Annotated in this window: 16 protein-coding genes and 1 pseudogene; 13 read left to right on the top strand and 4 right to left on the bottom strand. The window is 33.9% G+C overall.

Annotated elements, in window-relative coordinates; translation table 11 throughout:
- Position 1: 1 nt before the first annotated feature.
- From kynB to BAQ48_RS17015, 4 genes and pseudogenes are all read left to right on the top strand, one after another.
- Positions 2-631 carry an arylformamidase gene (kynB, locus tag BAQ48_RS17000; protein WP_071712026.1) on the top strand — a complete coding sequence of 210 codons (630 nt, stop codon included), beginning with the start codon at positions 2-4 and terminating at the stop codon, positions 629-631.
- 33 nt (positions 632-664) lie between these two features.
- Entirely contained in the window at positions 665-1,510 is an 846-nt protein-coding gene (gene kynA / locus BAQ48_RS17005) for a tryptophan 2,3-dioxygenase (RefSeq protein ID WP_071712027.1), read from the top strand.
- Positions 1,511-1,620: 110 nt separating this feature from the next.
- On the top strand, positions 1,621-2,538 hold the full coding sequence (locus BAQ48_RS17010; protein ID WP_071712028.1) for a serine hydrolase domain-containing protein: 918 nt from the start codon (positions 1,621-1,623) through the stop codon (positions 2,536-2,538).
- A gap of 16 nt (positions 2,539-2,554) precedes the next feature.
- A pseudogene (locus tag BAQ48_RS17015) lies at positions 2,555-3,180 on the top strand (Pr6Pr family membrane protein).
- Between the two features lie 50 nt (positions 3,181-3,230).
- Here BAQ48_RS17015 and BAQ48_RS17020 read toward each other — a convergent pair.
- On the bottom strand, positions 3,231-3,563 hold the full coding sequence (locus tag BAQ48_RS17020; RefSeq protein ID WP_071712029.1) for a YqzG/YhdC family protein: 333 nt from the start codon (positions 3,561-3,563) through the stop codon (positions 3,231-3,233).
- Positions 3,564-3,708: 145 nt separating this feature from the next.
- Between BAQ48_RS17020 and sleB the strand changes: the two genes are divergently transcribed.
- The 6 genes from sleB to BAQ48_RS17050 all read left to right on the top strand — a co-directional run bounded on the left by sleB (position 3,709) and on the right by BAQ48_RS17050 (position 8,116).
- Positions 3,709-4,488 (top strand): spore cortex-lytic enzyme, encoded by a 780-nt coding sequence (gene sleB, locus BAQ48_RS17025; protein WP_001249057.1) that lies wholly within the window; start codon positions 3,709-3,711, stop codon positions 4,486-4,488.
- Between the two features lie 15 nt (positions 4,489-4,503).
- Positions 4,504-5,844 carry a germination protein YpeB gene (gene ypeB, locus BAQ48_RS17030; protein ID WP_071712030.1) on the top strand — a complete coding sequence of 447 codons (1,341 nt, stop codon included), beginning with the start codon at positions 4,504-4,506 and terminating at the stop codon, positions 5,842-5,844.
- 26 nt (positions 5,845-5,870) lie between these two features.
- Positions 5,871-6,467 carry a YhcN/YlaJ family sporulation lipoprotein gene (locus BAQ48_RS17035; protein WP_071712031.1) on the top strand — a complete coding sequence of 199 codons (597 nt, stop codon included), beginning with the start codon at positions 5,871-5,873 and terminating at the stop codon, positions 6,465-6,467.
- 108 nt (positions 6,468-6,575) lie between these two features.
- Positions 6,576-6,932: a hypothetical protein gene (locus BAQ48_RS17040; protein WP_071712032.1), complete on the top strand. Its 357-nt coding sequence runs from the start codon at positions 6,576-6,578 to the stop codon at positions 6,930-6,932.
- Between the two features lie 26 nt (positions 6,933-6,958).
- Positions 6,959-7,456: a GNAT family N-acetyltransferase gene (locus tag BAQ48_RS17045; protein ID WP_071712034.1), complete on the top strand. Its 498-nt coding sequence runs from the start codon at positions 6,959-6,961 to the stop codon at positions 7,454-7,456.
- A 123-nt stretch (positions 7,457-7,579) separates the two neighbouring features.
- Positions 7,580-8,116 (top strand): DUF1697 domain-containing protein, encoded by a 537-nt coding sequence (locus BAQ48_RS17050; RefSeq protein ID WP_071712035.1) that lies wholly within the window; start codon positions 7,580-7,582, stop codon positions 8,114-8,116.
- Positions 8,117-8,160: 44 nt separating this feature from the next.
- On the opposite strand, the gene BAQ48_RS17055 is transcribed toward BAQ48_RS17050, so the two are convergent.
- A complete protein-coding gene (locus tag BAQ48_RS17055; RefSeq protein ID WP_084064764.1) occupies positions 8,161-8,562 on the bottom strand; it encodes a hypothetical protein in 402 nt (133 codons plus the stop codon).
- 208 nt (positions 8,563-8,770) lie between these two features.
- On the opposite strand from BAQ48_RS17055, the gene BAQ48_RS17060 reads away from it, so the two are divergent.
- Together BAQ48_RS17060 and BAQ48_RS17065 are read left to right on the top strand one after the other, a co-directional pair.
- On the top strand, positions 8,771-9,940 hold the full coding sequence (locus tag BAQ48_RS17060) for a ParM/StbA family protein (RefSeq protein WP_071712037.1): 1,170 nt from the start codon (positions 8,771-8,773) through the stop codon (positions 9,938-9,940).
- An 11-nt stretch (positions 9,941-9,951) separates the two neighbouring features.
- The gene (locus BAQ48_RS17065) at positions 9,952-10,287 is read left to right on the top strand and encodes a hypothetical protein (RefSeq protein ID WP_071712039.1); all 336 of its coding nucleotides are present in this window, start codon (positions 9,952-9,954) and stop codon (positions 10,285-10,287) included.
- Positions 10,288-10,409: 122 nt separating this feature from the next.
- Here the strand turns inward: BAQ48_RS17065 and mleBCA are convergent, their stop codons facing one another.
- On the bottom strand, positions 10,410-11,264 hold the full coding sequence (gene mleBCA, locus BAQ48_RS17070) for a BCA family alpha/beta fold macrolide esterase (RefSeq protein ID WP_071712040.1): 855 nt from the start codon (positions 11,262-11,264) through the stop codon (positions 10,410-10,412).
- Positions 11,265-11,459: 195 nt separating this feature from the next.
- Here mleBCA and BAQ48_RS17075 point away from each other — a divergent pair, with 195 nt between their 5' ends.
- Entirely contained in the window at positions 11,460-12,386 is a 927-nt protein-coding gene (locus tag BAQ48_RS17075) for an NADP-dependent oxidoreductase (protein WP_071712042.1), read from the top strand.
- 97 nt (positions 12,387-12,483) lie between these two features.
- Here the strand turns inward: BAQ48_RS17075 and pdxR are convergent, their stop codons facing one another.
- A complete protein-coding gene (gene pdxR / locus BAQ48_RS17080) occupies positions 12,484-13,917 on the bottom strand; it encodes a MocR-like pyridoxine biosynthesis transcription factor PdxR (protein ID WP_071712044.1) in 1,434 nt (477 codons plus the stop codon).
- Positions 13,918-13,945: the final 28 nt, after the last annotated feature.

A 13,945-nucleotide genomic window follows, 5' to 3' on the forward strand; every position in this document is an offset into this window, starting at 1 on the left:
CATGAAAACATCAGAGTGGATTGACATTTCACAACCGCTAAGTAATGATATTGCAACTTGGCCAGGAGATACACCCTTCTCATATGAAGTTTCATGGTCGAAAGAAGAGAGTGGCTCAGTAAATGTCGGAAAGCTAACGATGAGTATTCATACAGGTACTCATATTGACGCGCCATTTCATTTTGATAATGAGGGAAAGAAAGTAATAGATTTAGATATTCAAGTTTACGTCGGACCTGCGCGGATTATTGACGTTTCTAATCTTGAAAGCATCGGGAAAAAGGAACTAGAAAACTTTCATTTAGAAGGAGTAGAACGATTGTTGTTACGCACATCTTCACATGGTAAAGCTAATGAATTCCCAGATGTAATTCCGCATTTACGTGCAGATATAGCACCGTTTCTTTCAAAGAAAGGTATACGTTTAATCGGCGTGGACGTACCATCAGTTGATCCATTAGATGATAAAGAATTAGCAGCGCATCATCAATTATTTAAACACGGTATTCATATTTTAGAAAATGTCGTACTAGATCATGTAGCAGATGGCGATTACGAACTAATCGCATTACCACTTGCCTTAACAGATGCAGATGGAAGTCCAGTTCGAGCAGTTATTAGACCAATATAAGTAGAAATATATATAAAGGGGCGTTTGGCTAATATGAAAGAAAACGAAAAGGTAATTATGGAAAAAGGAATTCATACGGACTTTAAAGAGAATATGACGTATGGGGAGTATTTACAATTAGATAGTTTACTATCTTCTCAAAAGAGGTTATCAGACCACCATGATGAAATGTTGTTCATCGTAATTCACCAAGCAAGTGAACTTTGGATGAAGCTTATTTTACATGAGTTAAACGCAGCAATTGAATCAATTAAGCAAGATAAATTACAACCAGCATTTAAAATGTTAGCACGTGTCTCAAAAATTCAGTCTCAAATTATTCAATCTTGGGATATTCTGGCCACATTAACGCCATCAGAGTACATTGAGTTTCGTGACTCGCTCGGTCAAGCTTCAGGTTTTCAATCGTATCAATACCGAATGATTGAGTATGCACTTGGTTATAAAACACCACATGCATTAAAAATTTATGAAAAGGATCCAGAATTACATGCTCGCCTTCATAAAGCGCTACATGCACCAAGTTTATATGATGTGGCAATTCAAGCACTTGTAAAAGAAGGATTCCCAATTCATAAAGATGTGTTAAATCGTGATATTACGCAGCCTTACGAAGAAGATGCAACTGTAGAAGCAGCTTGGATAGAAGTATATGCGGACGTGAAGAAATATTGGAATCTATATCAGCTTGCTGAAAAATTAATCGATATTGAAGACTGGCTACAACAATGGCGTTTCCGTCATATGAAAACGGTAGAACGAATTATCGGACATAAAATGGGAACAGGTGGCTCTTCTGGTGTATCATATTTAAAACGAGTACTTGATCAACAGTTCTTCCCAGAGCTTTGGAATGTTCGTACGAAATTATCGAAATAAACCTGTCAGCTAAAACTGACAGGTTTATTTTTTTATTTGAACACAAGTATGTTTTAATTAAACCTACAAGATATAATAAATCAAGTAACTATTTAATTGGAGGTAAAGTTTTGGATTTCAAGCAACTAGAAAATAAATTTGAAAAGAAAAAAGTAAATACATTTCTCGTTTATCAAAAAGGTGAGCTAACAAATGAATATTATAAAACGATAGAAAGTGCAAGTAATTTATATAAAATAAATTCGATTACAAAAAGCATTGTATCTATATTAATAGGTATTGCAATAGATAAAGAATATATAAATGATATACATACACCAATAACAAAATGGATTCTAAATGTACCAAAAGAAAAAAGTGAATTAACAATTTATCATTTATTAACGATGACAACAGGAGAAGACTGGAAGGAGTTTGGGAATGGGGTCGTTTTCCCAAATGATTTTGTTGAATCAGAGAACTGGATTCAGTACATATTAGCAAAGCCAATAATTGAAGAGCCTACTACAAAAATGAATTATAACTCTGGTTCTTCGCATTTACTTAGTTACATTATCCAAAAAGCTACTGGAATGACGACAGAGCAGTTTGCGAAAAGATATTTATTTGATCCATTAGAAATTACCGAATATGAGTGGCAACAAGATCCACAAGGAGTACATGTCGGTGGCTTCGGTATGAAAATGAAATCTAAAGATTTATTAAAGTTAGGAATATTGTGTTTACAGAATGGATATTGGCAGGGGAATCAAATCGTATCATCGAAATGGTTAGAAGAATCAAGTACGGCTCTATTTGAAACGTATGAACATGTCGGGGCATATGGATATCACTGGTGGGTATTGAATAACGAAAGATTTCACATACCGTATTGTATGTACTTTGCTATGGGATATGGCGGGCAATACATCGTTATCATGCCGCAGTTAGAAGTCGTAGCTATAATAAGTAGTCATATGCCTAAACGTGGGCTCGTTCCATTAAAGTTATTTATTGAGCATGTACAAGAGAATTATAAGTTTATATAAGGAGAGGAGAGAATGTATGAAAGGTGTAAAAACGTTATCTTTATTTAGACTATGTTTAAGCCTTTTAGCATTTAGCGCCCTTATTACGCAATTTCTAATAAGGGCACAAGTGAAACCGTTTAATCCAGTTAATTTCTTTAGTTTCTTTACAATTGAAAGTAATATTTTAGTTGCATGCATTCTCCTTTTAAGTAGTATTGGAACAGCCACATTTGGTCGTTCAGAACAGTTTGGTATACTTCGTGGTGCGGCAACTGTATACATACTTACGACTGGACTCATTTATTTTTTATTATTAAGAGGTTTAGAAGAATCACTTCAAACTGCAATACCATGGGTAAATACGGTGCTACATTATATCATGCCAATTGCAATGCTTTTAGATTGGATTCTAAATCCACCTAGAGTAAGAAAATCACTTGGAAACAAACTGCAAGTTGGCTCTTATTCCCGTGTTTTTACGTTGTATATAGCTTAATGCGTGGTCCACTTGTGAATTGGTACCCTTATCCGTTTTTAGATCCGAGAATAGGTGGATATGGTAGAGTATTTTTATACAGTATCGGGATAGCAGTTGTGATTGGTGCTATTTGTATATTGGTAAGATTTTTAGGGAATCGAAATTTTAAAAATGAATTTTAGAAATGAAAGAACCCCACTGTTAAAAATGTAAACAGTGGGGTTCTTTCATTTTATCTACTTGTCTTCTGGAACGACATCTTTATAAATTTCTCTGTCTTCGTATCAAACTCTACATCAACAAAAACACCGTATTCTTTTCCATCTTCCCGTAGCCACAATTTAAATTTTTCAACTGTTACTTGAACGGTTTTTGGTTTTCTACCTATATGAAGATAATCGACAATTTCTGCTTTTGGGTATTGTTCTTTCGTCTTTTCTACAGCAAGTTTACCCCATTTCGCATAAGGTGGCTGCGCATGAACAATTGATGAGCCGGTATATATATTTGAACATGTTGTTATGAACAGAATGACGAGTGCGACACGCTTTAACAATTTCTTCATGATGAACTCCTTTTATTCTTTTTGTATATTGTTTACATATTTTTTCAACGATATTAGTTTGGATTTTTTTGTCTTCTTTACATAAAAGCGAGGCTTTTACAAAACATAACCAAGAAATCATTACCGTAATTAAGGAGGGAAAATTATGCGTCAAAAAGCTATTTTTAAAATAGCAGTTTTACTTGCATTCATAGGACTATCTTTGATGGTTAGTAGTATACAACTAAAAAATGTAGAAGCCTTTTCTAATCAAGTCATTCAAAGAGGGGCATCTGGCGAAGATGTCATTGAACTGCAGTCTCGTTTGAAATATAACGGATTTTATACAGGAAAAGTGGATGGTGTTTTCGGATGGGGTACATATTGGGCACTGCGAAATTTTCAACAAAAATTCGGATTGCCAGTTGATGGTTTAGCAGGGACGAAAACGAAGCAAATGCTTGTAAAGGCAACGAAGTATGACAAGTCAACTGCTAATAAGGGTACTACAACGAATAAAGGAAATAGTGGTGGTACTGCACAAGAAAATAAACCACCACAAAATAAAGGGACGAATGTTCCAAATGGTTATTCTCAAAATGATATTCAACTTATGGCAAACGCAGTATATGGAGAATCTCGTGGTGAGCCGTACTTAGGACAAGTTGCAGTAGCTGCGGTTATTTTGAATCGTGTTACAAGCGCATCATTTCCAAATACCGTTTCGGGTGTAATCTTTGAGCCAAGAGCGTTCACTGCGGTAGCAGATGGGCAAATATATTTAACACCAAATGAAACAGCGAAAAAAGCTGTACTCGATGCGATTAACGGATGGGATCCAACAGGAAACGCATTATATTATTTCAATCCGGATACCGCAACAAGTAAATGGATTTGGACTCGTCCACAAATTAAAAAGATCGGTAAACATATTTTCTGTAAATAGAGCGGAGGTGGCAACATGTTACGAGGTATTATCATTGTATTATTAACAGTCGGTGTAGTAGGAACAGGATATTGGGGTTATAAAGAACACCAAGAGAAGAATGCAGTATTAATTCGAGCGGAAAATAGTTATCAACGTGCGTTTCATGATTTAGCGTATGAAGTTGATTTATTACACGATAAAATTGGCACAACACTTGCGATGAATTCGCGTTCATCTTTATCACCTGCATTAGCGGATGTGTGGCGTTTAACATCTGAGGCTCGTTCAGATGTAGGACAACTTCCTTTAACATTAATGCCATTTAATAAAACAGAAGAATTTTTAGCGAATATCGGTGATTTTAGTTACCGTGCAGCCATTCGTGATTTAGAAAAAGAACCGTTAAATAATCAAGAATATAAAACGTTACAAACTTTATATTCGAATGCAGGAAATATACAAGATGAACTAAGAAAAGTACAACATCTTGTTTTGAAAAACAATTTACGTTGGATGGATGTAGAAATGGCGCTGGCATCAAACCGAGATCCAGCAGATAACACAATTATTGATGGATTGAAAACTGTAGAGAAAAACGTAACATCATATTCTTCTACAAACTTCGGACCGACCTTTACAAGTGCACAAAAAAATAAAAAAGGTGGATTTGAAGCAGAAGGGAAAGCAATTTCGAAAGATGAGGCTGCCAAAATTGCAAAATCGTTTTTGAATTTGAAAGGAAACGAAAAAGTCGATGTTGAGAAAAGTGGAAAAGGTGCAAAAGAGTCTTTCTACAGTGTGAAAATTAAAGATCCGGCAACAAATAATGAGTATTATATGGATATTACAGGTAAAGGTGGATATCCAATTTGGGTAATGAATAATCGAGAAATTAAAGAGCAAAAAATCAGTTTAAATGACGCAGGAAGTAAAGGATTGACATTTTTGAAAGATCATAAGTTTAAAAATATGGAGCTGTATGATAGTTCTCAGTACGACAATATCGGTGTGTTTACGTATGTAGTAAATGAGAACGACGTACGTATTTATCCAGAAGCAATCCAAATGAAAATTGCTTTAGATGACGGTTCTATCGTTGGATTTTCGGCGAAAGAATATTTAGCATCACATCAAAAACGAACAATCCCTTCGGCAAAGCTAACTGCAGCAGAAGCAAGAAAGAAAATCAATCCTGATGTAAAGGTAATGGAAGAGCGAAAAGCAATGGTAGTAAACGATTTGCATAATGAAGTGCTTTGCTATGAATTTGTTGGTACTTTAGGAAAAGACACGTACCAAATTTTCATTAATGCTAATAACGGTGCAGAGGAAAAAGTGAAAAAAATGCAAGCTGTTGAAAAAATTTATGATTAAACTTTAATAGTAAAGTGGTGAAAATAGTGAAAACCCTAATATATATATTGATGCTCTGTTTCGTTATTACTGGATGTAGTATCGGAAAAAAAGATAATCCAAACGAAAAACCAGAACAAAAAAATGTCTCAATGAAAAATGTTAATTATACAAATAAATCAAATAAGCCAAATGAAAAAGCAGCAGATCATTTAGCATCGTTAGCTGCAAGCGTGCCTGGTGTGAATGATGCGACAGCAGTAGTAGTTGGGAAATATGCTATTGTAGGTATTGACGTAAAAGCGAAACTAGACCGAACTCGAGTGGAGTCAATTAAGTACTCTGTTGCAGAAAGTTTAAAAAACGATCCAGATGGTGCGAATGCAGTCGTTGTAGCAGATGTTGATACGTATGAAAGACTGAAACAAATTGGAAAGCAAATTAAAAAAGGAAAAACAGGCGAAGGTATACTTGATGAGTTAGCAGCAATTGTTGGCCGAGTAATGCCACAAGTTCCAAATGACATGATTGAAAATCGAGAAACGAATCCAATTAAAGATAATGATAAACAATTACCTAAAGATGAAGAGAAAGAATTGAGAAAAGAACAAGATGACCAATCGAATAATCACTTAAATAAGTAAAATGAGCCTCGTACTACATTGTGCGAGGCTTATTTTACTTATTATTAAATATTCAGTTTATTTATAAGGGAATATATGGTTTAATTATGTATGGGAGGGACAACTGTTATGATGAAAAAAAGTGCATTGATATTATGTAGTTTATGCCTCAGTTTCAGTATGACAGCGTGTGAACAGACGAAAGAAGTGAAACAGCAAACAGCTACTTCTTCTACTGTGACGGAAATTCAGCAGAAAGAATCTATAAATATAAACCATTTCACGAAAATAAATGAAGGAATGACTTATATGGAAGTGAAGGATTTAATCGGTTATGAAGGGGATTTACTCATAGAAGAAGGAGTAGAAGATTCTGCACAAATTAAACAAATTTTTGCTTGGAAGGGAAGCAGTCCTAAATCAATTGTTGAAATTACATTTCTAGATGGAATAGTACATTCTAAATCACAACAAGGTTTAAGTTAAAAAGATAAAAAACAGGAGAGTTTAGCATGAACATACATACAGGGGAAATTCAATTAGTTCCATATAAAGAGCAATATAAAGAAAGAATACAATCATTTACTTTACCAAGTGAACAAGTTCAATTTACATCCGATCCAGGTGAATTACTGGAGAAAGCCAAAAATGATCGCACGAAAAATGTGATTGTTATTTTAGATTACAACAGGGTACCTGTAGGTGTTTTCGCATTACAAACGGGAGATAGAGTACAGGAATTTACAAATAATGAGAATGCTTTACTTTTAACATCCTTTTCTATAAATCACAATCGTCAAAGGAAAGGATACGCTAAAAAGTCATTGTTACTATTAGCAGAGTTTGTAAAACACTATTTCCCAATAAAAAATGAAGTTGTACTTGCTGTGAATGAAAGGAATATTCCAGCACAAAATTTATATGAAAAAGTTGGCTTCCAAGATAAAGGTTTAAGAAGAATGGGCCCCATTGGCCAACAAATCATAATGCATTTACCTATAATGAAATAATGAGATGAAAACTTGCTCTTGAATAATCATGTAGTAAGTTTTTTTATTATAATCACTTTCGGTGTAAAATATATGTGTATAAAATGAAATTGTTAAGTCCATTTAAATGTAAGGGGTAATGATATGACAATCTATATCGCACTACTAAGGGGAATCAATGTAGGTGGACATAAAGTAATTAAAATGGCTGATTTGAAAAAAGTGTTTGAATCAATAGGATTAAAACAAGTAAAAACATATATACAAAGCGGTAATATCGTATTCGAATCAGAGGAAGATATAGACTTTCTAAAGGGACGAATACAATCTGAAATTAAAAACGTTTTCGATTTCGATGTTCCAGTCATGCTAAGAACATATGATGAATTTATAAATATTATAAAAAGGTGTCCTTATGAAGCTCATTCATTGCTAGAGGGAGAAAGTCTACACGTTGCTTTCTTAGCGAATGAACTTTCTGAAAAAGAACAAGATCAGTTGCTTATTCAAAAAAATGAGACTGAAGATTGTTATATACATGAAAAAGCTGTGTACTTATTTTTCAAAAATAGCATTCGGAATTCTAAATTAATGAACCAGTTGCAGAAGTTACATATACTAGCTACAGTAAGAAATTGGCGGACTGTGAATAAATTAAAAGCGATGGTTGAGGCGATGTAAATATAAAAAGATGAGATTTTCTGTATAAAGAAAATCTCATCTTTTTATTTATATTGTTTTGCGACTATAAGTTCGACAATAGGATAAATAAAGAATGAAGAGCAAAGTGCGATAAAAAGAGGTAGATTCTTTATTTCATCAAGTAATAGGAATGCAAATCCTTCTGATAATATTAAAATAAAAAACATAAGGCATATAAGTACAAAATAAGCAATTTTAAAGCTTTTATATTTGATTTGCTGTCCCATTTCATCTTGGCTTTCTTCCGATACTCCATTTGGATCTCCCCAAGTAATTTGATTAATTAAATTACCAAGTATTAACGAAAAAGCGAATATTGTTCCTCCCAAAATCGAACCTTCTGTTACATATTTATATGCGCCATGTATGAGGACTCCGATTAATGAAAAAACGATAATCATGAAAATAAATTTTTTATGCTTCAATTTAGAAATGACACCTCCATAGTTGTAAAAAACTCTTTACACTAATAGTATAAAATTGGAAAAGTTCTATGTCAAATACTTTTTACATAAAGGGCGAGAATATGATATTTTGTTTTAAAGATAAATAAAAAATTACATTACATTTGAATGTAAAAGAATGGGCTCGCATATATTTGGAAGGGATGTCAGATTAATTTAGGGGGTAGTTATGTCTATTCTTTTAAAAGCTGGTGCTGATGCAGGAAATAACGGTTTGAAGTTAATGGTGAAAGGGCAAGATCCTATTTTTATTCCGAGTATATATTCTTTATATATAGGAGAGCCTACAGGATTGTTAGATGAGGGAGATGTTTCATTATCTGAATTAGAAAATCACATTGACGTGACCATTAGTTCTCCATCGTTAATGTTAAATAACGTGAGGTATATCGTTGGAGAAAAAGTCATTCAAGATCAATTAAAAGGTACTGAGGTTGAGAAAAAATCGAATAAGTCGACGGATGAGTTAATGGTTATTACAATACTATCAGGTTTAGCGGTAAGTGCTATGCGTCAAAGTCCAACTTCTAGTCATATTAACATTCGATATGATTTATCTGTTGCTCTTCCTATGCAACTTATTACGCAAGAAATAGCTGCGGAAAATGCAAAACGTTATATGGGTAACCATAAAGTTGTGTTCCATTATCCAAACGGACGTGATGTGACAATTAATATTTCTATCGAATATTGTAAATGCCTACCTGAGGGCGCTTCTGGGACGTGGGGCATTGTATATGATGAAGAAGGAAATGTTGTGAAACATAAAATAGAATGTGAACCGAATCAAGTTTCAGAAATTGATTTTGTTGATAAAACACTATTATCTTTTGATATTGGCGCAGGGACGACAGAAGAAGTAGTTTCACTAGGTGTAAACTTTCGACCGCAACTAAGTAAAGGCTTATCATACGGTGTGAAAGAAACATTACTACAAGTAATTACGAGATGGAACCGGAAGTATCCAACAAAGACGATTGATAGCATTACAGAGTTTAACCAAATTTATTTAAATGAAAAGCATCCAAGAAATGCGTTATTAGTTGAAGAGTCACAACCAGCATTATTAGGTTTAGCAGCGCGTGTCGCAACGGATATTATAAACAAAATTGATGATATGAAAGACGATCCATACGTGTTTATTTATGGTGGGGGCGCAGTTATCATTAAAAATAGCTTGAAAATGATTTTAAAACAAAAAGGACGTTTAACGAATGTAATCTTTGTAGATAATCCATTATTTACAAATGCAAGAGGATTATTAGTCTACACTTGTTCGCCAAAGTATAGAGAACATAAACAAAAAGAGTTAGGATTTACAAACTTAACGATAAGTTAGTTGGTGGAAACATGCGATCTAGGCGATATAAACGTGGTGATCGAGTAAAAATCAATATTCATAAATCAGTATCACCTGAAATGCTTGCGTGGCTGAATAAACAATCAAACCCAACTAATTTCTTTTTCTTTGCAGCACAGCAATTATTTAAACAAGTAGGAGATATTGATGTGTCAAAAACTATACCAAGTAGCCATGTTTTCTCATTATATATAGAGCCAACATCACTATTAAAGATTGAAGTAAATCCTTTTAAAAACATACCACTGGAAGTAAATAAATCCACCGAAAGTACAAAAAAAAAATCATGGGATTCTGTTGATCAATTAGATTGTCCTTTTTTTTAAACATAGAAAAATTAATGAAGTGCCCATCACTATACATACGGATGCAGTGATGGGCTTTTGTTTGTGTATAGCCAATAAATAGAAGGAGCACTAGATGTGCCCCTTCTATTTATTGGTTCTATCTATATTTTTGATGTATGTTCTATAACTGCTTGCACTATGTCCTCCCAGTCATCAGGATGATTTTCATGTCCCGCGCCTTCAAGAGTTAATAGTACTGATTTTGGAATTGCATCAATTAGCGCCAGACCATGTTCAAATGGGAGTGCTGTATCATCTGTTCCGTGAATGACTAATGTGGGTGCTTGTATGAAGTGGAGTATACCTTCATAAGCATCATCACCTTGAAGTAAAGCGTGATTAAACATACTCAATAGATTGTTAGCACGTTCTATTTCTTGTTTTACTTGTTTATAAACCCTATTTTCATCAAAGATTCGTTTTGATCCGCAAAGTAGACGAGAGCCTGAGACTAAATACTCTGCTACAGCATTTTGATTTGTCCAATCTATATTTTTACCATTTACGTGATGTGTTAAAATTCTTTCATCCATTGGGGGTAAATCACGAGTGTTGTTATCAGATCCTATTACACTTGTAGCTAGTAAAGTTAACGTTAATATTCTTTCAGGGTGTTTTACAGCGGCAATTTGAGCAATCATACCACCTAATGACATACCAAATAGATGTGCTTTATCAATATGATACGCATCTAGTACCCCAATCGCATCTTCAGCCATATCCGTAACGGAATAATTAGAAGTTCCAGGTTCATATGCGATAGAGCGTCCCACATCACGGTTATCAAAACGAATAACAAATTTCCCTGTGTTCGCCAACCGTTCACAAAACTCTTCATCCCAATAAACCATTGAGCACGTAGCACCCATAATTAATAAAATAGTTGGATTTTTAGGGTTCCCAAAGCTTTCTGTACATATATCAATCCCGTTTATTTTAAATATTTTTTCAGTCATAGCGTTCTCTCCATTTCTTTTGAATTTAATTAAAAATACAATTTTGAATGATTCTTAGCTGTGTGTAAGTTTCGTTTTGGAATGCATAATGCTTCTTACGTAATTACCCCCAAAAATAAGTTTATGATAATTCAAAGCAAAAAATTTTGAGAAATATTTGTATGTTATTAAAATAAACAGCAAGGAGGAGAGGAAATGAAAGCAATTGTTATTGAGCAATACGGTAGTGTTGAAGAATTACAAGAAAGACAAGTTTTAAAACCGGTTGTTAAAGGTAACGAGGTATTAATTCGGATTTTCGCAACATCTATTAATCCTGTTGATTGGAAAATTAGAAAGGGAGACTTACAAAAACAGTTACAGTTTTCATTTCCGATTATTTTAGGGTTAGATGTAGCTGGAGTTATTGAAGAAGTTGGGGAAGAGGTAGAGTGTTTCAAAATAGGAGATAGGGTGTATACGAAACCTGAAAATATAGGGCAGGGCTCTTATGCTGAATTCATTACAGTAAAATCGGACTTAGTATCCTATATGCCTACAAATCTAAGTTTTGAAGAGGCAGCTTCTATTCCTCTTGCAGGGCTTACAGCGTGGCAAAGTCTTGTAGATTATGCAGAAATAAAAGAACATGACCGAGTACTCGTTCACGCTGGAGCTGGTGGAGTTGGAAGTTTGGCAATCCAAATTGCAAAATCATTTGGAGCTTTTGTTGCGACAACTGCGAGTAGTAAGAATGAAGAGTTTTTAAAGTCTTTAGGAGCAGATCTTGTTATTGATTATAAAAAAGATAAATTTGAAGAACTACTATCAAATTTTGATATTGTATTAGATACAATAGGTGGGGAAGTACAAGAAAAAAGTTTTCAAATTATAAAGCCTGGTGGTGTTTTAGTTTCGATTGTCCATGAACCAATTCAAAAAGTAAAAGGGATAAAATCAGGGTTTTTATGGCTAAAACCAAACGGAAAGCAATTAGAAGTATTATCAAACTTAATTTTATACGGAAAAATAAAACCAATTATAAGTAAAGTAGTACCGTTTAGTGAGAAAGGGATTAGAGAAGCCCACATATTGAGTGAAAGTCAGCATGTTAGAGGTAAGATTGTAATTAAAATGGAATGATAATGAAAATATTATTTATATGGTGAGTTGTATTTAATAAAAAGCAATTAGAACGCGTCAGAATTTAATACCCCAAAATATTTTGGGGTATTTGCTTTTATAGCATAAACTTTCGCATTGTATCATGTAATCTCTCTAATCCAATTACCATATCTTTTTCATTTAACATCGAATAGCTAATTCTTAATTGATTATTATTTGTTTCGGGATTTAATAGACAAGCTGTTCCTGGTAAAAAAGAGACATCTACTTCATTTGCCGTTTGTAATAAGGGAAAGGGTTCTATCGAATCAGGAAGTGTAATCCATAAATTAAAGCCACCATTTGGTATTTCAAAGTGTATTTCTTTAAGTGGTAATAACATATCAATCGTTATATCACGTCTAATTTGTAAAGCTGTACGTAATTTTTCTAAATGATTTTTCATACGTTCTGCACGTAAAAAAGGTAGAAGTGCTTTTTGTGTTAATAAAGGGCTACCGATATCCATTGAACCTTTTACAGCATATAGCCATTCAAAAATAGGCCCTTCGGCTATAAGTGCAGCGATTCGCAATCCTGGTGCTAACGTTTTACTAAATCCTTTTATATATATTACATGGCCATGCGTATCAAAATTTTTGATCGGAGGGGGAACAGTAGCGCCCTCAAAATATATTTCTCCGAAAGAATCATCCTCAATTATAAAAAACTCATATAGCTCTGCTAGTTCTATAAGTTCCATTCTCCGTTCTTTACTCATTACTGTCCCCGTAGGGTTTTGGAAAGTTGGATTCGTATACAATAAAACAGGATTTTTACTTTGACAAATATCATCGATTAAGTCTGAACGAATTCCATGTTTATCAAGAGAAACCGGAATGATTTGAACACCTTTATTGACAAAAACATCAAGCGCAGCACCATAACATGGACTTTCCACTAATACGATATCGCCAGACTTTAATAATGTTTGAGCAATTAAATCAATTCCTTGTTGTGCTCCGCTTGTAATTAATAATTGAGATGGGTCTGTCAGTAATTGCTGGTGTTCATTTAAATAATTTGCTATTTCAACTCGCAGTTCATAATCACCTTGAATTGGTCCATAAGTTGCTAGGATCATCTGATCTTTATTTAGTATTTTATGCATTTCGTCTGCTAAAAACGGATTTGGCAATAAACGAGGATATAAAATCGCTTGTGAAAAATCATAATATTTCCGGTGCTGATTCATTGCATATTGAGATCGCATAACATTAATCGTTTTCGTTTGTTGCCATTTAAACGGAATTGGTTTGAAATCTTTCTTTACATGTTTATGTATATAAGCGCCTTTCCCTTGCTTAATGCGTATATAGTCTTTCGTTTCTAATTGCTTATACGCTTTACGAACAGTTAATAGGCTGATCTGTAAATCTTCAGCCATGGAACGTAAAGATGGAAGGGAGTCACCATGTGCAAGCATGCCATTTTGTACTCTTTCAACAATCTGCATATATATTTGTTGATAATACGGAATGTTGGATTCTTTGCGTAGTACAATTTTCATAGCTTCACCTTTTTTTCTTTTTATTTTT

The organism is Bacillus luti, assembly GCF_001884105.1.
In the GTDB taxonomy this organism is placed as follows: Bacteria; Bacillota; Bacilli; order Bacillales; family Bacillaceae_G; genus Bacillus_A; species Bacillus_A luti.